The organism is Microvirga sp. TS319, assembly GCF_041276405.1.
Taxonomy (GTDB): Bacteria; Pseudomonadota; Alphaproteobacteria; order Rhizobiales; family Beijerinckiaceae; genus Microvirga.
Genome location: NZ_JBGGGT010000002.1, coordinates 1,992,285 through 2,011,101 on the forward strand (window position 1 = coordinate 1,992,285; position 18,817 = coordinate 2,011,101).

General features: G+C 64.1%; 20 protein-coding genes and 1 pseudogene. 6 read left to right on the forward strand and 15 right to left on the reverse strand.

Annotated elements, in window-relative coordinates; all coding sequences use genetic code 11:
- Positions 1-5: 5 nt before the first annotated feature.
- The 4 genes from AB8841_RS18735 to AB8841_RS18750 all read right to left on the reverse strand — a co-directional run bounded on the left by AB8841_RS18735 (position 6) and on the right by AB8841_RS18750 (position 4,277).
- Positions 6-2,369, reverse strand: coding sequence for a xanthine dehydrogenase family protein molybdopterin-binding subunit (locus AB8841_RS18735; RefSeq protein WP_370437325.1), 2,364 nt, complete (start codon positions 2,367-2,369; stop codon positions 6-8).
- A 154-nt stretch (positions 2,370-2,523) separates the two neighbouring features.
- Positions 2,524-3,018 (reverse strand): (2Fe-2S)-binding protein, encoded by a 495-nt coding sequence (locus AB8841_RS18740; RefSeq protein ID WP_370437326.1) that lies wholly within the window; start codon positions 3,016-3,018, stop codon positions 2,524-2,526.
- A 174-nt stretch (positions 3,019-3,192) separates the two neighbouring features.
- On the reverse strand, positions 3,193-3,654 hold the full coding sequence (locus tag AB8841_RS18745) for a carbon monoxide dehydrogenase subunit G (RefSeq protein ID WP_370437327.1): 462 nt from the start codon (positions 3,652-3,654) through the stop codon (positions 3,193-3,195).
- A 155-nt stretch (positions 3,655-3,809) separates the two neighbouring features.
- Positions 3,810-4,277, reverse strand: a complete 468-nt coding sequence (locus tag AB8841_RS18750; RefSeq protein WP_370439311.1) for an iron-sulfur cluster assembly scaffold protein — start codon at positions 4,275-4,277, stop codon at positions 3,810-3,812.
- A 188-nt stretch (positions 4,278-4,465) separates the two neighbouring features.
- Here AB8841_RS18750 and AB8841_RS18755 point away from each other — a divergent pair, with 188 nt between their 5' ends.
- The 4 genes from AB8841_RS18755 (at position 4,466) to AB8841_RS18770 (ending at position 7,168) form a co-directional block, all read left to right on the forward strand.
- Entirely contained in the window at positions 4,466-4,789 is a 324-nt protein-coding gene (locus AB8841_RS18755) for an XdhC family protein (protein WP_370437328.1), read from the forward strand.
- Positions 4,790-4,854: 65 nt separating this feature from the next.
- On the forward strand, positions 4,855-5,547 hold the full coding sequence (locus tag AB8841_RS18760; protein ID WP_370437329.1) for an XdhC family protein: 693 nt from the start codon (positions 4,855-4,857) through the stop codon (positions 5,545-5,547).
- Complete coding sequence (locus tag AB8841_RS18765) at positions 5,544-6,563, forward strand: molybdopterin-binding protein (RefSeq protein WP_370437330.1); 1,020 nt, start codon at positions 5,544-5,546, stop codon at positions 6,561-6,563. The genes AB8841_RS18760 and AB8841_RS18765 overlap by 4 nt, the downstream gene beginning before the upstream one ends.
- Complete coding sequence (locus AB8841_RS18770; RefSeq protein WP_370437331.1) at positions 6,560-7,168, forward strand: NTP transferase domain-containing protein; 609 nt, start codon at positions 6,560-6,562, stop codon at positions 7,166-7,168. The genes AB8841_RS18765 and AB8841_RS18770 overlap by 4 nt, the downstream gene beginning before the upstream one ends.
- Before the next feature lie 10 nt (positions 7,169-7,178).
- Here the strand turns inward: AB8841_RS18770 and AB8841_RS18775 are convergent, their stop codons facing one another.
- Together AB8841_RS18775 and AB8841_RS18780 are read right to left on the reverse strand one after the other, a co-directional pair.
- Complete coding sequence (locus AB8841_RS18775; RefSeq protein ID WP_370437332.1) at positions 7,179-7,613, reverse strand: hypothetical protein; 435 nt, start codon at positions 7,611-7,613, stop codon at positions 7,179-7,181.
- Positions 7,614-7,863: 250 nt separating this feature from the next.
- Positions 7,864-8,103 (reverse strand): hypothetical protein, encoded by a 240-nt coding sequence (locus AB8841_RS18780; RefSeq protein ID WP_370437333.1) that lies wholly within the window; start codon positions 8,101-8,103, stop codon positions 7,864-7,866.
- Between the two features lie 222 nt (positions 8,104-8,325).
- Here AB8841_RS18780 and AB8841_RS18785 point away from each other — a divergent pair, with 222 nt between their 5' ends.
- The gene (locus AB8841_RS18785; protein ID WP_370437334.1) at positions 8,326-9,180 is read left to right on the forward strand and encodes a DUF2189 domain-containing protein; all 855 of its coding nucleotides are present in this window, start codon (positions 8,326-8,328) and stop codon (positions 9,178-9,180) included.
- A 28-nt stretch (positions 9,181-9,208) separates the two neighbouring features.
- Here the strand turns inward: AB8841_RS18785 and AB8841_RS18790 are convergent, their stop codons facing one another.
- The 8 genes and pseudogenes from AB8841_RS18790 to AB8841_RS18825 form a co-directional block, all read right to left on the reverse strand.
- On the reverse strand, positions 9,209-9,556 hold the full coding sequence (locus tag AB8841_RS18790) for a cytochrome C oxidase subunit IV family protein (RefSeq protein ID WP_370437335.1): 348 nt from the start codon (positions 9,554-9,556) through the stop codon (positions 9,209-9,211).
- A gap of 10 nt (positions 9,557-9,566) precedes the next feature.
- Positions 9,567-10,289, reverse strand: coding sequence for a heme-copper oxidase subunit III family protein (locus AB8841_RS18795; protein ID WP_370437336.1), 723 nt, complete (start codon positions 10,287-10,289; stop codon positions 9,567-9,569).
- Positions 10,290-10,303: 14 nt separating this feature from the next.
- The gene (locus AB8841_RS18800; protein WP_370437337.1) at positions 10,304-11,002 is read right to left on the reverse strand and encodes a cytochrome c oxidase subunit 3; all 699 of its coding nucleotides are present in this window, start codon (positions 11,000-11,002) and stop codon (positions 10,304-10,306) included.
- Entirely contained in the window at positions 10,995-12,773 is a 1,779-nt protein-coding gene (ctaD, locus tag AB8841_RS18805; RefSeq protein ID WP_370437338.1) for a cytochrome c oxidase subunit I, read from the reverse strand. Before ctaD ends, AB8841_RS18800 begins: the two co-directional genes overlap by 8 nt.
- Positions 12,774-12,833: 60 nt before the next feature.
- A complete protein-coding gene (locus AB8841_RS18810; RefSeq protein ID WP_370437339.1) occupies positions 12,834-13,640 on the reverse strand; it encodes a cytochrome c oxidase subunit II in 807 nt (268 codons plus the stop codon).
- Positions 13,641-14,073: 433 nt separating this feature from the next.
- A complete protein-coding gene (locus AB8841_RS18815; RefSeq protein WP_370437340.1) occupies positions 14,074-14,361 on the reverse strand; it encodes a hypothetical protein in 288 nt (95 codons plus the stop codon).
- A gap of 16 nt (positions 14,362-14,377) precedes the next feature.
- The gene (locus AB8841_RS18820) at positions 14,378-14,812 is read right to left on the reverse strand and encodes a PRC-barrel domain-containing protein (RefSeq protein WP_370439312.1); all 435 of its coding nucleotides are present in this window, start codon (positions 14,810-14,812) and stop codon (positions 14,378-14,380) included.
- Positions 14,801-16,219: pseudogene (locus AB8841_RS18825) on the reverse strand (DUF1254 domain-containing protein); the annotation flags it as partial. The gene AB8841_RS18820 and the pseudogene AB8841_RS18825, both read right to left, overlap by 12 nt.
- Before the next feature lie 239 nt (positions 16,220-16,458).
- Between AB8841_RS18825 and AB8841_RS18830 the strand changes: the two are divergent.
- The gene (locus tag AB8841_RS18830; RefSeq protein ID WP_370437341.1) at positions 16,459-17,298 is read left to right on the forward strand and encodes a serine protease; all 840 of its coding nucleotides are present in this window, start codon (positions 16,459-16,461) and stop codon (positions 17,296-17,298) included.
- Positions 17,299-17,427: 129 nt separating this feature from the next.
- On the opposite strand, the gene AB8841_RS18835 is transcribed toward AB8841_RS18830, so the two are convergent.
- Positions 17,428-18,465: a hypothetical protein gene (locus AB8841_RS18835; RefSeq protein ID WP_370437342.1), complete on the reverse strand. Its 1,038-nt coding sequence runs from the start codon at positions 18,463-18,465 to the stop codon at positions 17,428-17,430.
- Positions 18,466-18,817 lie beyond the last annotated feature (352 nt).

Here is an 18,817-nt window from a genome sequence, read left to right on the forward strand (position 1 = left end):
CTCCCTTATTCCGCCGCCATGGGCATGCGAGCCTTCCGGGCCGCCCGCCAGACGGCCTGAGGCGTGGCAGGCATGGCGATGTCCTCATGCCCGAGAGCATCCGTGATCGCGTTGATGACGGCGGGCGGAGCCGCGATTGCGCCCGCCTCGCCGCAGCCCTTGAGTCCGAGCGGATTCGAAGGGCAGGGCGTCACCGTCATGCCGACCTGGAACGACGGCAGGTCGATGGCGCGCGGCATGCAATAGTCGTTGAAGCTGGCGGTCACGAGTTGTCCGCTCGGATCGTAGACGGCCCCTTCCAGCAGCGCCTGTCCGACGCCCTGAGCAATGCCGCCGTGAACCTGGCCCTCGACGATCATCGGATTGATGATCACGCCGAAATCATCCACCGCGGTCCAGCGTTCGATTTTTGTGACGCCCGTGTCGGGGTCGATCTCGACCTCGCAGATGTGAACGCCGGCCGGGAAGGTGAAGTTGGTGGGATCGTAGAAGGCTCCCTCCTTCAGGCCGGGCTCGAGATCCTGGCCGGAGAACTTGTGGGCGATATAGGCCTGAAGGGCCACCTCGCCGAAACCGAGCGCCCGGTCCGTGCCGGCGACGCCGAACTTGCCGTCCTTGAACTCGATGTCTCCCTCGGAGGCTTCGAGAACATGCGCTGCCACCTTCTTGCCCTTGGCGATGACCTTGTCGAGAGCCTTCGCGATGGCCGACATGCCGACCGCGCCGGAACGCGAGCCGTAGGTTCCCATGCCGAACTGCACCTTGTCGGTATCGCCATGGACGATGCTGACCTGGTCGATGGGAACGCCGAGCCGGTCCGAAACGAGCTGAGCGAAGGTGGTCTCATGGCCCTGGCCGTGGCTGTGCGAACCCGTGAGGACCTCGACGGAACCGGTCGGATTGACCCGCACCTCGGCGGATTCCCACAGGCCCACGCCTGCGCCGAGGGATCCCACCGCCTGGGAGGGCGCGATGCCGCAGGCTTCGATATAGCTCGAGAATCCGATCCCCCGCAGCTTGCCGCGCCGGGCGCTCTCCTGCTTCCTCGCCTGGAAGTTCGCGTAATCGGCGAGCTCGAGCGCCTTGTCGAGCGAGGCGGCGTAATCGCCGGTGTCGTAGTTCATGATGACCGGAGTCTGGTGCGGAAACTGCGTGATGTAGTTCCTGCGCCGGAACTCCGCCGGATCCTGGCCGAGTTCGCGTGCGGTCTTCTCGATGAGCCGCTCGACCACGAAGGTCGCTTCGGGCCGTCCGGCTCCGCGATAGGCGTCGACGGGGGCCGTGTTCGTGTAGACCGCGTCCACCTCGCAATAGATCGCCGGAATGTCGTACTGGCCCGACAGGAGAGGGGCGTAGAGGTAAGTCGGCACGGAGGAGGAGAAGGTGGACAGATAGGCGCCGAGATTGGCGGTGGTATGGACCCGAAGGCCCAGGATCCTGCCGTTCTCGTCGGTTGCCATCTCCGCATGGGTGACATGGTCGCGACCGTGGGCGTCGGCGAGAAATGCCTCACTCCGGTCGGACGTCCATTTGACCGGGCGCTTGACCTTCTTGGCCGCCCAGACGCACACCGTCTCCTCGGCGTAGATGAAGATCTTGGAGCCGAATCCTCCGCCGACATCGGGCGCGATGACGCGCAGCTTGTGCTCGGGCGCGACGCCGATGAAGGCCGACAGCACGAGGCGCGCCACATGGGGGTTCTGGCTCGTCGTATAGAGCGTGTAACTGTCCGTGCCGGGATCGTATTCGCCGAGGGCCGCCCGGGGCTCCATGGCGTTCGGCACCAGCCGGTTGTTGACGAGATCGATCTTCGTCACGTGCCTGGCCCGCGCGAACGCGGCCTCGGTCTCGTCCCGGTTGCCGAGATGCCAGTTGAACACGGTGTTGTCGGGCGAGACCTCATGCACCTGGACCGGCGCTTTGACGGCACCGGCGGTGTCGACCACGGCCGGGAGAACCTCGTAATCGACCACGATGGCTTCGGCGGCGTCCTTGGCCTGGGCAAGGGTCTCGGCGATTACCACCGCCACGTGATCGCCCACGTAGCGCACCTTCCCTTGTGCGAGCGCCGGATGCGGCCCCGCCTTCATCGGGGACCCATCCTTGGAATGGATCATCCAGCCGCAGATGAGGCCGCCGATCTTGTCGGCGGCGAGATCCTCGCCGGTGAACACGGCCACGACGCCCGGCATGATCTTGGCCGGGCCGGTATCGATCGAGCGGATGGCCGCATGGGCATGCGGCGAGCGCAGGAAGTAGGCGTAGGTCTGGCCGGGGCGGTTGAAGTCATCGACATATCGCCCCTGGCCCGTGACGAAACGCTGATCCTCTTTCCGGCGGACGGGGGCGCCGATCCCTGTTGCGGTCATGAAATCCTCCCTTGTCTTCCTTAAGCTCTCAGCGGGGGCGAGAGCAAAGCGGCACCTCGGAGATGGTCCCGGGAAAGGCTTCTGCTCCGAGAGCCGCCTGTACATTGCCCTGTTCGCGAGAGCATCGTGCCTTGAACAGGCGTATCGCGTCGCCTTACTCCGCCGCCTGCGCGAGCGGAGCCTGGGCCATGGCCTGCGCGCCGGCGGCGACGGCCTTGACGATGTTGTGATAGCCCGTGCACCGGCACAGATTACCTTCGAGCTCGGCCCGGATGGTCTGCTCGTCGAGAGCGTTCCCCTTGCGGTTCACGATATCGATGGCCGACATGATCATGCCCGGCGTGCAGTAGCCGCACTGGAGGCCGTGATGTTCGCGGAAGGCCGCCTGCATGGGGTGCAGCTCGCCGCCCTGGGCGATGCCCTCGATGGTGGTCACGACGCTTGCGTCCGCCTGGAGAGCAAGGACCGTGCAGGCCTTCACGGCCTGGCCGTTCAAATGAACGACGCAGGCGCCGCACTGACTGGTATCGCAACCCACATGGGTTCCGGTCAGGCGGAGATTGTCGCGGAGAAACTGAACGAGCAGGGTACGGGGATCGACATCTGCGGTGACGGATTGTCCGTTCACCGTCAGCGAGACGGTGGTCATGCGTGAAATCCTCCTCAGGCGCCGGCGACCCGGCCAACCTTAAGGCGGTCTCAGGTACCGACAGGTTTTCTTGTTGGACGACCGCGCGGACGCGATCCATCAGGCGCGAGTGTGAACCTCCCCCGTGGAGCGGTCAAGTACTGGAATATCGTGCCGAACGACGCCCATGATCGCTTACGCAGCGGACTCCGTGGGAGACAGGATCCTGGCGAAATTTCCGAAGAACTCGTCGGCGTATTTCTTGGCGACGCCGTTGATCAGGCGTCCGCCGAGCTGGGCGATCTTGCCGCCCACATTGGCCTCCACGTCGTAGATCAGCTTCGTGCCTTCCTCGACGTCCTCGAGGCGCACCTTCGCGCCGCCCTTGGCCCATCCGGCGACGCCGCCCTGTCCCTCGCCGCCGATCGTATAGCCGTTGGGCGGGTCGAGATCGGAGAGGGTGACGCCGCCCTTGAACGTCGCCTTCACGGGTCCCACCGAGACTTTGGCGGTCGCCTGGAATTCGGTGTCGCTGATCTTCTCCAGGTCCTGGCAACCGGGTATCGAGGCCTTCAGGATCTCCGGGTCGTTGAGAGCGGCCCAGACCGTCGCCCGATCGGCGGGAAGCGTCACTTCCCCTTGCATTATCATCGCCATATCGTTTCCTCCCCTATCAAGCGGCCTTGATGCTCTCTTCTAAGATGAGCGCATCGTTTGAGCGGAAAACCGGATCCACTTTTCCGCACGATGCGCCAGAGTATGGGCAATCCCGGCAGGCTCGTCACCTGCCAACCGCTGCCGTCATGCGCACTCTATGGGGCAGTGCCGGGACCCTCAGGGGTTGGGTTCTCCTCGGAAGCCTTGGCCTTTGTCAGCGCCTCGACAACGGCATCGAAGGTAAGGAGGATGGAGGCATGCCGGGCTTTCAGGGTCCGCGCCGGCTCGAGCAGAGCCAGATCCGCCCATTTTCCGCCAGGGGCCGGCCCGCCCGTCTTCAGCATCCGGTGCATCTCCTCCCGAACGATCCGGAGTTCCTCGGCCGTCGAGCCGATCACGTAACGTCCCATGATCGACGAGGAGGCCTGACCGAGAGCGCAGGCCTTGACCTCGTGCGCGAAGGCCGTGACGACATCTCCTTCGAGTTTCAGATGAACGGTCACCGTCGAGCCGCACAATTTCGAGTGGGCCTTCGCACTGGCATCCGCGTCCGGCAGCGTGCCGAGCAGCGGAATGTCGGCCGCGAATTCCAGGATTCTCCGACTGTAGATATCGTCCAGCATCCTGCCCGCGAGCCATCCGACGATGCGTCTTCGAAACGGATCAGACGCCGCATCACGGTGCCTGTCAATGCCCCGGTCCGTCGCCCGCGGGAACGGGCCTCGCATACCGGTTGCGGTCGAGGCCGCCATAGTGGCAGTATTGGTCACCGAGCGTTGCTCGGAAATGCTCGTTTCGCCGGGAAACCATCATGCTCTCGACCGATACGGATATCCTCAAGGCAGCGGAGGCGTGGAAACGCGAGGGCAGGGGCGTCGCCGTCGCGACCGTCGTCGAGACGTGGGGCTCGGCGCCGCGCCCTGTCGGCAGTCATCTGGTGATCGATGCCGACACGAATTTTCTCGGATCCGTGTCCGGAGGCTGCGTGGAGGGCGCGGTCATCACCGAGGCGCTCGACGTCATCGCCGACGGGAAGCCGCGCATGCTCGAATTCGGAGTGGCCGACGAGACCGCCTGGCACGTCGGGCTCTCGTGCGGGGGGCGGATCAGGGTCTATGTGGAGCGCGTGGATTAGGATGCCCGACCTCTCTTCGTTCGCTCCTTTCGCCATCGCCTGTCCGAGGAGATGAAGGAAACCGCATGCGGCTGAGCCTCCTGGCTGATCTCAATACGGAGCGCGCGGCGCGGCGTGCCGCCATCCTCGTGACCGATGTCGCTTCCGGCGAGCAACGGCTCGTGCGTGAGGCGCAGGTCGCAGGCGACCCGCTCGCACAGGAGTTGCGGGAGAGGATTCGCGCAGGAAAGAGCGGTCTTGTCGAACAGGGAGACCGGCAGTTCTTCCTGACCGTGCAGACGCCGCCGGTGCGGATGGTCGTGATCGGCGCCGTCCATATCAGCCAGGCGCTGGCTCCCATGGCCAGGGGCGTCGATTTCGACGTCACCATCATCGACCCGCGCACGGCCTTCGCGACGCCCGAGCGATTTCCGGATGTGCCGGTCCGGGCCGAGTGGCCCGACACCATTCTGCCGGAGATCGGCATCGACCGGTACACGGCGGTCGTGGCGCTCACCCACGATCCGAAGATCGACGATCCCGCGCTCGCGGCGGCCCTGCGGTCGGAGTGCTTCTATATCGGCGCCCTCGGCTCGCGCAAAACCCACGAGCGCCGCGTTCAGCGCCTGACCGCTTCCGGCTTCACCGAGACGGACCTTGCCCGCATCCATGCGCCGATCGGCCTCGATATCGGGGCCGTATCGCCCGCCGAGATCGCCGTCTCGGTTCTGGCGGAGATCGTCGCGACCTTGCGTAAAGAGCGGAGGCGCTCGGCGTGAAATTCGGTCCTGTTTCCGTCGATGAGGCCATCGGGGCACTTGCCGCCCATAGCGTGCGGACAGGCACGATGGTCGTGAGAAAAGGAACCGTCATCTCGGAAAACATCGCGCTGCAGCTCAAGCAGGCAGGCGTCGAGACGATCATCGCCGCCCGGTTCGAGCCGGACGACATTGCAGAGGACCAGGCGGCGCTACGGCTCGCCCACGCCCTCGCGGGCGACAACATCGTCATCGAAGCCCCCTTCACGGGGCGCTCCAATCTCTATGCCGGCATTTCGGGGCTTCTCCTCGTTGATGCCAAGGCCATCGATGGCCTCAATGCGGTCGACGAGGCCATGACAGCCGCCACCCTGCCTGCCTACAAACCCGTCGTCGCAGGCGAGATGGTCGGCACGGTCAAGATCATTCCCTATGCGATACCGGAGCTTCTGCTGCGGGACGGGATCGCGCGGGCAGGCGAGGGTGCTCTGCGCGTCGCGCCTTACGCCCGTCGCTCGATCGGGGTGGTATCCACGCTCCTGCCCGGACTCAAGCCGAGCGTCGTCGACAAGACCCTTGCGGCGCTGTCAAGGCGACTGGAACCCGCCGAAGCGAGGATCGTGTCAGATCGCCGCGTTCGTCACGAGGCGGCTCCCTTGGCGGAAGAGCTGGCGGATCAGGCCCGAGGCGACGCGCAACTGATCGTCGTCTTCGGCGCTTCCGCCATAGCCGACCGCCGGGACGTCATTCCATCCGCTATCGAGAGGGCCGGCGGACGGGTCGAGCATTTCGGCATGCCAGTCGATCCAGGCAACCTGCTTCTCGTCGGATCAATCGCGGGCAAGCCTGTGATCGGAGCCCCAGGTTGCGCCCGATCTCCGAAGGAGAACGGGTTCGACTGGATCCTGCAGCGCCTTCTGGCGAACGTGCCCGTGACACGGGCCGACATCATGTCTCTCGGGGTCGGCGGACTTCTCATGGAGATCGTGTCCCGGCCGCAGCCGCGCCAAGGCGGCGAAAGCGAGGGAGAGGAATGAGCCGGGGACCGGGCGAGACCGCGGCCATCCTCCTGGCGGCCGGGCGCGGCACGCGTTTCGGCGCCGAGCCGAAGCTGCTGGCGCAGCTCGGCGGCAAGGCCCTGGTCCGCCATGCGGCCGAGGCCGCCGTCAGGTCCGCGGCCCATCCGGTCGTCGTGGTGACGGGACACCGAGCCGCAGAGGTTCAATCGGCACTCTCGGGGCTTCCCGTTCACATCGTTCACAATGCCCTGTTCGCTCAAGGCCTCTCGACATCGTTGAAGGCCGGTTTCTCCGCGCTTCCGCCATCGGCCTGCGCCGCGATCGTCCTCCTCGGCGACATGCCGTTCGTGACCGCCTGCCTCATCGATGCGCTCGTGACCGGCTGGCGCGACAAGGGGGAGCCGGCGGCTCTGGTTCCGACATGGAACGGGCAGCGTGGAAATCCGGTCGTGATTTCACGAAAGCTCCAGGCTGCGATCGAGGGACTTTCGGGAGATGTCGGGGCGGGCCTCATCCTTCGCGGAAGACGCGACGTGCTGGAATGGCCGACCCAGGATCCCGCCGTCATGCAGGACATCGACACGCAGGAGGAATTCGCCGGACACCGGTCGGGGGCCGGGTAAGGCGCGACAGCTATTCCCGCTCGGGACTCTCAGCCTTGGGCGCTCGGATTCGGACGCGGCCGTGGACGACCTCGTCCAGCTCGCCAGTGACGGGAGTCTCAGTTCCCGCCGTGGACCTCGCCGTCAGTTCTCCCTGCCACCCTTCCGTACGCCACGAGGCCTGCTGCTCGTCGAGATCCAGCACGCCTTCCTGATCCAGTATGCTGACGACCCGGTCGACGTCGTCGCTTTTCACGATGACCAGCGAGCCGCCCCGCAGCACACCCTCGGCATAGGCATGGGCATCGGCTCGGGAAAGGCCCTCGTCCTCGAGGAACGAAGCGAGATTGTGCGGGGTCGACCAGATGGCGATGGCATCCCGGGAGATACCGGCCTGCTCCAGATGGTTCGCGGCGGCCGTCGCATGCGGCTCGCTATGGAAGAGGGCGGTGACGGTCTTCGTCATTCGGATCTCCTGCAAGGCTGCGCGGTATCGATCTCGCTTGTGAAAAGGCAAGCCGGTCACACCCGACCGCGCGCTTTCGTGCGCCCGGCGCGTCGACCGGAGATTCAAAGGAACGATCGAAACCTTCGCAAGGTATCATCCGGGGTCACGATTGACCATTAGGTCGCACGACACGGGAGCCCGAAAGGCAATGGCCGGCGGAACCTCGCATGACCTGCTTTCAGAGGGACCGCCCAGCCGGGGGGCCGGCCTAAAACGCCGTTTTCGTCAGGATGAGAATGGCTCCGACAAGGACCAGGGCAAAAGCGGGCCAATGGGTCTTAAAGCTGAACGGTCGTGCGCTCTGCCGAGGTTCCAGGCTCGCCTTCGGTGAGCTTCCAAGCCTCGCATCGCTCAGGCGTCCTCCCCAGAGAGCCAGAGCCGCTCCGTAGACCACGCCGCAGATGATGAGCAGGGCGCCGATCCAGATAAGGAGAATGCGGGAATCCATGAAGCTCTCCCTGACTGCAGGACGGTCGACCTTATCATAAATCTCGCGGTTCTGGGAGCAACGACGGGCAGGCGATAGCTTGGCAGGACGGCGATTTCATCAACGACAGCCGCTCCGTTTGCGAGTATGATCACGCGACAGGTTGCGGTTGCGTGTGACCCGTCTCGATGAAGCATCATGACCGTAATCTGGGCTGCCAAGGTTCAGCTTCGGAGGTGCGCCATGGCTCAGTTTCACATCGTCGCCGGCGCAAGCGAGACCCCGGCCCATCCGGTCATACGAAAGATCACGCCTGCAGACCTGAAGGATGCGTTGTCGAGAGGTTTCGACGACTTCCTGGCCATGCCGTCCCATCTGGTGTTTCTCGGGCTGATCTATCCGATCTTCGGCGCGTGCCTCGCGGCGCTCACCTTTACGTCCAATGCTCTGCCGCTGCTCTATCCGCTGGCGACGGGCTTCGCCCTCGTGGGGCCGTTCGCGGGCATCGGCCTTTACGAAATCAGCCGGCGGCGTGAGCTGGGCCTTGCCACGTCATGGAGGGATGCATTCGCGGTCCTGAACTCCCCCGCCATCCCGTCGATCATCGGAATGGGCGTCATTCTGCTGGTGATCTTCCTTGTGTGGTTGACCAGTGCGCGAATGCTGTACCAGTCCCTGTTCGGCTACGCGGCACCCACGTCATATCCGGATTTCATCCATCAGGTCCTCACGACCCCCGAAGGCATGAGCCTGATCGTCTGGGGCAACCTTCTGGGCTTCGTCTTCGCCATCGTGGTGCTGAGCATCAGCGTCATTTCCTTTCCGCTGCTGGTCGACCGAGACGTCGGCGTGGCTGTGGCGATCTACACCTCCGTCAAGGCGGTCGTCGAGAATCCCCTCACGATGGCGCTCTGGGGCCTGATCATCGCGACGGCGCTGCTCGTCGGCTCCATTCCACTGTTCGTCGGGCTCGCCATCGTGATGCCGGTGCTCGGACATGCGACTTGGCATCTTTACAGGCACGTGGTGGAGCCGCTTCCGGCCGAGAAGACCTATCCGGCGGACAGGGCGGTCCTGCGGTCTTTCGACGGAACCTGACCCAGGCTCAGCCGGAAAGCGTTCAACGTCAGTGTCCGACGGTAAAGAACGTGAGCCGTGACAGGAGCGTGTGGTCCGACTCGAACACCATGATGGCCACGAACACCAGGAGCGCGCTCATTGGCACCAGGATGACGTAGACCAGCGCCAGGCGTTCCCAGGCCATGTGCATGAACACGGCGACGATGAGCCCTGCCTTCAGCAGCATGAACAGGATGATGAGCGAATATCGGAGACCGCCTTCGAGCTGGAAGTAGTCGACCAGATACGAGCCGGTGCTCAAGATGAACAGCCAAGCCCACACGACGAGGTAGAGCTTGATCGGATGCTGCTGCCCCTGCGCGTGAGCAGATGCCGCTGCCGTTGCCTGTGCCATGGAACACCCCTCACCAAAGATAGAAGAATGCGAAGATGAAGACCCAGACCAGGTCCACGAAGTGCCAGTAGAGCCCCATGATCTCGACGGCCTCGTAATTGCCCTTGCGGCTGGTGAAGAATCCGCGCCGGCGCTCGTCGAAATCGCCGCGCCAGACTTTTCGGGCGATGGCGAGCAGGAAGATGACGCCGAAGGTCACATGGGTGCCGTGGAATCCGGTGATCATGAAGAAGGTCGAGCCGAACTGAGCCGCCCCCCAGGGATTGCCCCATGGGCGCACGCCTTCGTGGATCAGCTTGGTCCACTCGAAGGCCTGCATGCTGACGAAAGTGGCGCCGAGCAGCGCCGTCACCAGCATCAGGGCGGCGGTTTTCCTGCGGTCGCGCCGATAGCCGAAATTGACCGCCATCGCCATGGTTCCGCTGCTGCTGATCAGGACGAAGGTCATGATGGCGATCAGGAGGAGCGGGAGGGACCTGCCTCCGATGGTCAGGGCAAACACTTCGCTCGGGTTCGGCCACGGGACGGCAGTCGACATCCGCGCGGTCATGTAGGCGATCAGAAAGCTGCTGAAGATGAAGGTGTCGCTGAGCAGGAAGATCCACATCATCGCCTTGCCCCACGGCACATTCTTGAAGGCCTGCCGGTCGGAGGCGAAATCGTCGGCGATGCTGCGCAACCCGGAATTATCGTCGCGGGCGGCCTGAAGGTTTGAAAAGGCTTGCTCGGTCATGCCAGGAAATCCCTTCAGCTCAGTACCTGTCGGCAAATCACGAGGAATGTCCCCGCCCAACCGGTCAGGATGCTCAACAGGACGAGCCAGACCGCAAGCAGGAAGTGCCAGTAGGTGGCGCAAAGTTCCACGCTGAGCCGCAGATGGTTGCCGGGCGTGCCCCGCCATGCCTTCGAAGCGGTCCCTCCCAGGGCGACAAGACCGCCGAGAACGTGCAGCCCGTGAAGCCCCGTCAGCACGTAGAAAAACGCATTGGCTGAATTGGACGCCAGGAAGTACCCGTCCGCCGTCAGCTGGCGCCAGGCCAGTATCTGCCCGGACACGAAAGCCAGCGCGGTCACGCCCGCCGCGAGAAGGCCGATCTTGAGCCTGTCCTCATCACCGTCACGAGCCGCGTTGCGCGCGCCCTGCAATGCGATGCTGCTGAGAACGAGCATCGCCGTGTTCAACCAGAGCACCTTCGGAAGCGGGACGTCGCGCCAGTCCGGGAATTGCATCCGCATCGCGTAGGCGCTGATGAAGAGCGCGAACAGTGAGCCGACGACCGCCAGGAAGACACCGAGCCCGACCTTCTCAGCCGACTGCGAGGGCTCCGACACAGCCACTTCGAGGACGCCCTGTTCCAGCCACGGCTTCGACATCACCCCCTGGCGCAGAAGCCACCATGTTCCAATCGTGAAGAGCGCCGTCAGAAAAAGCAGGATGCTACCCATGCGCGACTCCCGACGGGACCTGAGCGTTGGGCTGATTTTGCGGGATGAAGTCCTCGGCCGCGCCCGGAACGCTGTAATCGTAGGCCCAACGATAGACCACCGGCAGCGTCTTGCCCCAATTGCCGTGCGGAGGGGGCGTTTCCGGGGTCTGCCATTCAAGGGTGGTCGCCCGCCAGGGATTGCCGCCGGACGGCCGTCCGTGCCGGAGGCTCCAGAACAGGTTGAAGACGAAGAGCAGCTGGGTCGCGCCCACGATCAGCGCCGCGATGGTGATGAAGGCATTGAGCGTGTGGGCGGAGGGGGGAACGAAGCTCATCTCGCCGATCTCGTAATAGCGGCGCGGCACCCCCATGAGGCCCAGATAATGCATGGGAAAGAAGATCGCGTAGGCGCCCAGGAACGTGACCCAGAAATGAATTTTGCCGAGTGTGTCGTTCAACATCCGGCCGGTCACCTTCGGGTACCAGTGATAGATCGCGCCGAAGATCACCAGGATCGGAGCGACGCCCATCACCATGTGGAAATGCGCCACCACGAACATCGTGTCGGAGAGGGGAACGTCCACCACCACGTTGCCGAGGAAAAGCCCCGTGAGACCCCCGTTCAGGAAGGTGACGATGAAGGCGAGCGCGAACAGCATCGGGACGGTGAGGTGGATGTTGCCGCGCCAGAGGGTCAGGATCCAGTTATAGACCTTGATGGCCGTCGGGATCGCGATGATGAGCGTCGTCGTGGCGAAGAAGAACCCGAAATACGGGTTCATCCCGCTCACATACATGTGGTGCGCCCAGACCACGAAGCTCAGCGCGCCGATAGCGAGTAGCGCCCAGACCATCATGCGGTAGCCGAAGATGTTGCGTCGCGCATGGGTGCTGATCAGATCGGACACGATGCCGAAGGCCGGCAGGGCGACGATGTAGACTTCGGGATGGCCGAAGAACCAGAAGAGATGCTGGAACAGCAGGGGGCTTCCGCCGCTGCGATCCAGAGGCTGGCCCATCTCGACGATCGACGGCATGAAGAAGCTCGTGCCGAGCGCCCTGTCGAACAGCATCATCACGGAGCCGACGAACAGGGCCGGAAAGGCGAGCAGCGCCATGAAGCTCGCGGTGAAGATGGCCCAGACGGTCAGGGGCATCCGCATCAGGGTCATGCCGCGCGCCCGCGCCTGCAGCACCGTCACCACATAGTTCAAGCCGCCCATCGTGAAGCCGATGATGAAGACCATCAGGGAAACCAGCATCAGAATGATGCCCCAGTCCTGCCCCCCGGGCGTGCCCGACAGGATCGCCTGCGGGGGATACAGGGTCCATCCGGCGCCGGTCGGGCCGCCCGGCGCGAAGAAGCTCGCGATCAGGATCAGCACGGCCAGGAGATAGACCCAGAAGCTCAGCATGTTGACATAGGGAAAGACCATGTCGCGCGCGCCGACCATCAGAGGGATCAGGTAGTTGCCGAAACCGCCGAGGAAGAGCGCCGTCAGCACATAGACCACCATCATCATCCCGTGCATGGTGATGAACTGGTAATAGGCGTTGGCATCGATGAACGAAAAGACGCCGGGAAACCCGAGCTGCAGGCGCATCAGCCACGACAGCACGAGGGCGATCAGGCCCACCGAGAGGGCCGTGAAGGAATATTGGATGGCAATGACCTTCGCGTCCTGGCTGAAGACGTATTTCGTCACCCAGCTATGGGGGTGATAGAGCTCGACATCTTCGACATCTGGAGCGGGGACCGCTCCGATGGAACCTAGCGGGACATCAACCATCAGGACGCACTCCCTGGCCGTTTCCTTCGCCCCCTTATCAGCCGGCAGCCGGTACCCTGTTCATTGGGCTTCCGGTGCGACCCGCGCAAAATCGCGCGGCTCCTGACCTTGCAGCCATGCCTGGTAGTCACTCTGCTCCTGCACGACGACGGTTCCGCGCATCTGCGGATGCCCGACGCCGCAGAGTTCCGCGCACAGGATCTCGAAAGTACCGGTCCGGGTCGGCGTGAACCAGATATAGGAGACCTGGCCCGGCACCAGGTCCATCTTCGCCCGCATCTCGGGCACGTAGAAATCGTGAATCACGTCGACGGAGCGCAGCAGCGCCTTGACGGGCTTGCCCACCGGCAGATGCAGCTCGCCGCCCTCGATCACGACATCGTCCTGTCCCACTGGATCATCGCGGCTGATCCCGAGAGGGTTGTCGGGGCTGATCAGGCGCGCGTCGGATGCGCCGAGCTTGCCGTCGGGCCCGGGCAGCCTGAAGCTCCATTGCCATTGCTGCCCGACGACCTCCACGTCCGTCGCATCCTGCGGGACCGTGATGAACTGTCTCCAGACGAACAGGCCCGGCGTCAGCATGGCTGCGACGCCCACTGCCGTGACGATGGTCAGCCACAGCTCCAGCCGTCTGCTCTCCGGCTCATAATGAGCCTGTCTTCCCGGCTGATAGCGAAACCGGTAGACGCAATAGGCCATGAACAGGACGACGGCGACGAAGACAGCCCCGGCGATCCAGAAGGTCATGATGATCGTGGTATCGATATAGGCCCAGTTCGACGCAATGGGCGTCCACCACCAGGGGCTCAGGAGATGGAACACCACCGAGCCGACGGCGACCAGAACCAGTATGAGCGCTACAGCCATCCCCGTTCATCCTTACCTGTAAGAGGCTGTCGGTATGAAACAGAAGGCGACACGTTCTTCGCTAAAGCACTCGCTCCAACGAAGCTGAAAACTGCTCTAGACGAACCAGGGGAGAGCGCACATAACGCCGCGTTCTCCGAAAGAACCTTCACCTTTTTTAGGCCGTGAAGGTTTCCTGTTAAGTTCGTTCGAAAATTATACCCAACGCCTGCTTTGGTCAATGATCGGACAGGAGGTGCGTCTTGAAGGCCGCGGCGGCCTATCCCGGTCGAGCGATCTCGATCCTCGCGGGTTCATCGTGAGCGGTCGGGAAGCCGTCTGATCCGGAGGCGAGCGCCCGCAGGCTTGGAATCGCCTCGCTCCTCATCCCGGGAGGTGGCTTTTGCCTTCGGAGGAGGCCTTCCGATGGAGCATCACCTCGGCGGCCGCGCGATCAGAAGCCGTCGTCGGGCCCATCCGCGCAGCGGTAGCCGACGAAGCACTGAGCCGTGTCGTCGCTCGGCACATAGGCAGGCTGCGGATATTGATCGACCTGGCAGTAGCGGGCATCCCGGACGAAGCGGCCATAAGTGTATTGGCCCGTGCTCAGGACGACGGCGCCACGGGAGTCCACCAATGCGCGGTCGGCCTCGCACGGTCGGCCCGTGGTCAACGGGCCGGCCTGCGCCAACGCCCCTGTCGCCGCGAAGGTCAACGCAAGAACAACGGTCGATCTGATCATAACGGCCTCTCCATTGCTACTCGTTGCTGGCCCGCACGAACCGGGGCATGGCTTCGAGCGACTGCTTGGTCGCGTTCGACAGCACGATCTGGCCATCCTTAAGCGTGAACTGGCTGACGGGCACCGCCGTCAGGTGCTCCCCGAGATCGATGAAGCCGCCGGTGCCGACGATGGCGTAGGTGGCCACCTTATCGGGCGCGACGATCAGATCCGCGATATGGCCGACCCGCTCTCCCTTGTCGTTGTAGATCTCGTGCCCGAGGATCTGATCCTTCACGCTGAAGCCGCTGTAGAGCGTCCGGACGTCCACGACGGCGATGCCTACGGTCGACGAGCCGGCGACAGGGCCTGGTCCGGCGCTGCCGGTCGTTGCCGGAATGCCGGCGCTCGTCGGCGTCGACACGAGCCCGTTCTGATCCGCCGCCGTGAGCCGCTCCTCGACCCGCTCCACCTTCGGCGGCTTCCAGGTGCCGTTCAGAATCGAGGGTGAACTCTCTTTGGGCCAGTAAAGCCGCAGCATCAGGTTCATGTCGCCTGCCGGAGCCGGCAGCCAGTTGGCCTCCTTCGCGGCTCCAGGCGACTCGTTCTGGAGATAAAGATCGACGGATCCGTCCGGGTTCGTCGTGAGCCGGTCGCGCTGGCTCAGGGTGTAGCGATTGAGGGGATTGGCGACGAAGAAGTAATTGCCGTCATACATCGTCAGCGACCAGAAGCCGTCGACCGGAGGCAATTGTCCCTTGTCGAAATGGATGACGTATTTCCCGGTACCGCTCAGTTTCCGGCCCGCCGAGTCCACGCCGGTCGTGGGATAGACCGCATCCTGGGGCAGGTTGGCGCCAAGCCCGACGGCCGTGACGGTCGCGCGCTTGAGATAGTCCGTTCCATAGCGCCCGAGCGTCGTGGCGACGACCCAGCCGTTTTCGAGCGTGCCGACGGCGGGTATGCCCGCGGTGATCTGCTCCCAGCCGGCCCGGTGGGCGCGCTCGACACCCTTGGCCATCTCGGGATCGAGCTGGCCGATATCGAACGGGTGCCCGGGCACGATGCCGAGCTTCGCCATGCGGGCGAGCATCGGGGCGTCCCCCGGCGAGGGCGGGTTGTCCTTCATCAGCTGGGCCAGCAGGTTGAAATAGGGGCCGGGCTCCAATCGGTTGACTTGCTTGCGCACGGCCGTCTTCATGTCGATCCCGGGATCCACCTTGCCGACCGGCGGCGTGTAGGGCTTGCCGTAGGCGCTGAGCGGCACGAGCCCGATCTGGTCCTGGATGGCCCAGACTGCCTTGTAGTCCTCCGGCGTGCCTGATGAGTAGATCCGGCCGATGAACCAGACCATGTCGGTCGGGGACCTGATCTCCTGGACCCCGTCCGGCAATGCGCCCTTCCAGCCTGGGCCGGTGATGGCATAGGTCTGGGGTCCGGTGCCGGTGGTGCGCTTGCCCGGGCTGGCAATGATGTTGGTCCAGGCCGAGAGCATGGGAAACAGGTAATAGCGCCCGTTCATCTCGGGCAGAGAGAGCACATAGGGCTCCTGGGCGACATCGATGAACCCGGAGGTATAGAGCGTGTCGGCGTTGGGCGCGGTCACGTCACGAAAAGCCGAGGTCGGATATTCGCGCAGGCTGACCAGCTGGCCCATCGGAGCGTGGCTCCCGCTGGGCTGGGCGACATTGGTGATGATGCGCCGGGTCATCTCCATGGTGATCAGCGGATAGCCGTAGACGTAGGCGTCCTTAGCGATGGCGAAGGCTTCCTGCTCCTTGAGGCTCATGGCCGAGAGGGCTCGACCTGCCTCGACGGGCTGCGCTCGGCCAAGCGTTGCGCCGAGGGAGGTGAGGGCGGTTGCCATCAGGGCCACCATGGCGATCCGCGGGAGACGTGAGTTGGTCATGGGGCAGATTCTCCTGTGCCGTCCGTGACAGCGGTGGGCCCCATTTTGCGCCTCCGGAGCGGTCGTCGCTTGATTAAACTGGACAATCGCTTGGCATCTCCGGACAGGGGAGTTCGGGAACATCCCGTGACCTTCCCGGTTGAGAGAGCCTCTGGATCTGTTGTGTCTGCGTCGGTCCTCAGTTCCGGATACGGAAAGTGAGGAAATGCATGGGCGCCCCCCTGCAGGTCCGGACGGCGCTTTGCGCCGTTGCCCTGGCGCTGCTTGCGATCACCGTCGGGCCTGACGGTGCCGTCTCGCGAGCTAGCGCCCAGGAGAGCAGCGCCAAGGGGAGCCGCGCATCCTGTGTGGATCCTTCGGCCTATACCCGCTCCGTCGTGAGCATCAGTCGGTATTTCGACAAGGCGAGGCGGGACGGATCCGCGGAGATCATCGGAGAGAGGGCCACGGCCTGGTTCTATACCTCACCCCGTATCCTCGTCACCGCCGCTCACTTTGCAAACACTCTGCCTGTACAAGGCTGGCAAGATGTCGAGTTGCGGCAGACGGCCCGCGAAGGAGAACCCGGGGTGATGGTCCTCACGCCATTGCGCGTGGTGGCCCGGGGGAGACTTGCCGGGGGAATGGCGGAGGACGTGGCGATCCTGGAGCTGCGCGACCCATTCCCGCATGCACAGGTGCTCGAAGTCGAGACGGAGGTGCCCCCGAAGAACGCGATGGTCCTGGTGCTGGGCTATCCCGGCGGGAGAATGCAGACCGCGCACGGTTTCCTGCGCGACGCGGCCACCCCGGCCAGCCGATATGCCGGCCTGGCCATGATCGAAATCCAGGGGTCCGATCGGCTCCTGCTCAACGTCGGCACCTCGGGATCGCCGGTGCTCGATTGCGTCGGGGGCAGGGTGATCGGAGTGCTCAACGCTCTGCTGACACTGTCGCCGCTCCCAGTCCCGCCCTCGGACAACCCGGCAATTCCAACCCCGAAGGGCAGTCCGACCAACACGGCCGTTCCCGCCGCGACGCTGACGGCGGTCTGGAACCGCACCCTCTAGCGCATTGGATGCGGGACGTGGGAACCGGTTTTGCGTGAAAAGATGGCATCAACACGCAGCGATATTGGCCCCACCCGGCTCAGACGTGATCGCTCGAAGGTGGCGTTGGACGCTTGGACTCGGCTGCGTTCAGAACCGCGCGCTGATGCCGATCAGCGGACCGTGCTGAAGCATGTCAAACTCGTAGCGCTGCCGTCCCTCACCCTGAGTATAGTCCACGGAGAGGGCCCTGTACCCGATCACGCCCGAGAACGTGATGCCTTGGTACGTGCCGAGATCGACCCCGTAGGCGCCAATGACCTGCCACGAGAACTGGCTCCCGACCCCGAACCCGCCGACGTCGCCTCGCAGGAGGAGTTCGTGTCCGGGCGCCATCGTATAACGCAGCCGCGCCCCGATGAACGGATCGACCCAGTCGACGGACCCGGAGCGGGCGAATGCCCGCGTCCCCTCGATTTGAAGCCCTCCGATATCGAGCCCAGGCGTGACGGCCAGGGAGAGGTCGGCCTCCTGATGCCAGTACCGGGCCCCTCCGAGCAGGTCGAAGGCCAGCGGACCGGAGCGAGCGACCTCGTAGGCCGCCCCGGCTTCGGCGATCGCCATCTCGATGTCGAGGCCGAGGGACGTGCCGAGAGACCCGGTCACTCCTGGTGCCAGGGCGCGGGTGCGGACATTGCCGCGCTCTGCGCCGATCTTGGTCCACACCACGTTGGTGAAGAGGGCGATCGGGCCGTTGCGGGCCTCGAAGTCGCCCATCAGGGCCACGAGCGTGTCGCTCTTCTCAAGGATGTCGATGAAACTTGCATTCACCTTGACCGAGCGCCCGCGCACGGTCTGAGTGCCGTTCAGCGAAGTCAGCCAGCCATAGGGCGTGAAACGGAAGCTCCACGAGGGCGGCATCGGCAGCGCCTCAACCACGGGTTGGGGCGCCGGAATATCGGCCGCACCTGCGACCCCTCCCGTTCCGGCGATGACACAGAGCGACAGGGTGAAGTGGCGGAACAAGCGCGCTAGAGCATCGGACCCAAAAGTGGAATCCACTTTTGGGATCACTTCGATACTCCCACTAAAGACCAGCGCATCGCTTGCCGCGAAAAACCGGGTCCACTTTTTCGCATGATGCGCTAGAGGCATGCCCGCCGTCAGGGGGTGAATGATCGGTCTCACCTGGACCTCCTCGCAATCCCTTTTCGGGCAATCAGATCATACGCAGCTCCGGGCTGCCAGAGCATCGGACGGACCCAAAAGGGCAAATCCACTTTTGGGTCCGTCCGATGCTCCCTTTGAGAGGGTGCATCGTTTCCGGCGAACAGCGAGGTCCGCACGATGCTCCCTTCTTGGAGAGAGCGCATCGTTCTTGCGAAAGACCGGGTCCACTTTTTCGTACAATGCGCCAGGAGGGCATTTCCAGATCGCCATCGGACGTGCCGCCCGCGTGAAGCCCTATCGGTCACCCTGGAACAGCCCCAAGTGGTCCTGAGTTGAGGGGGACCTCCTGAATCCGTCGCGTCAGCGTCGC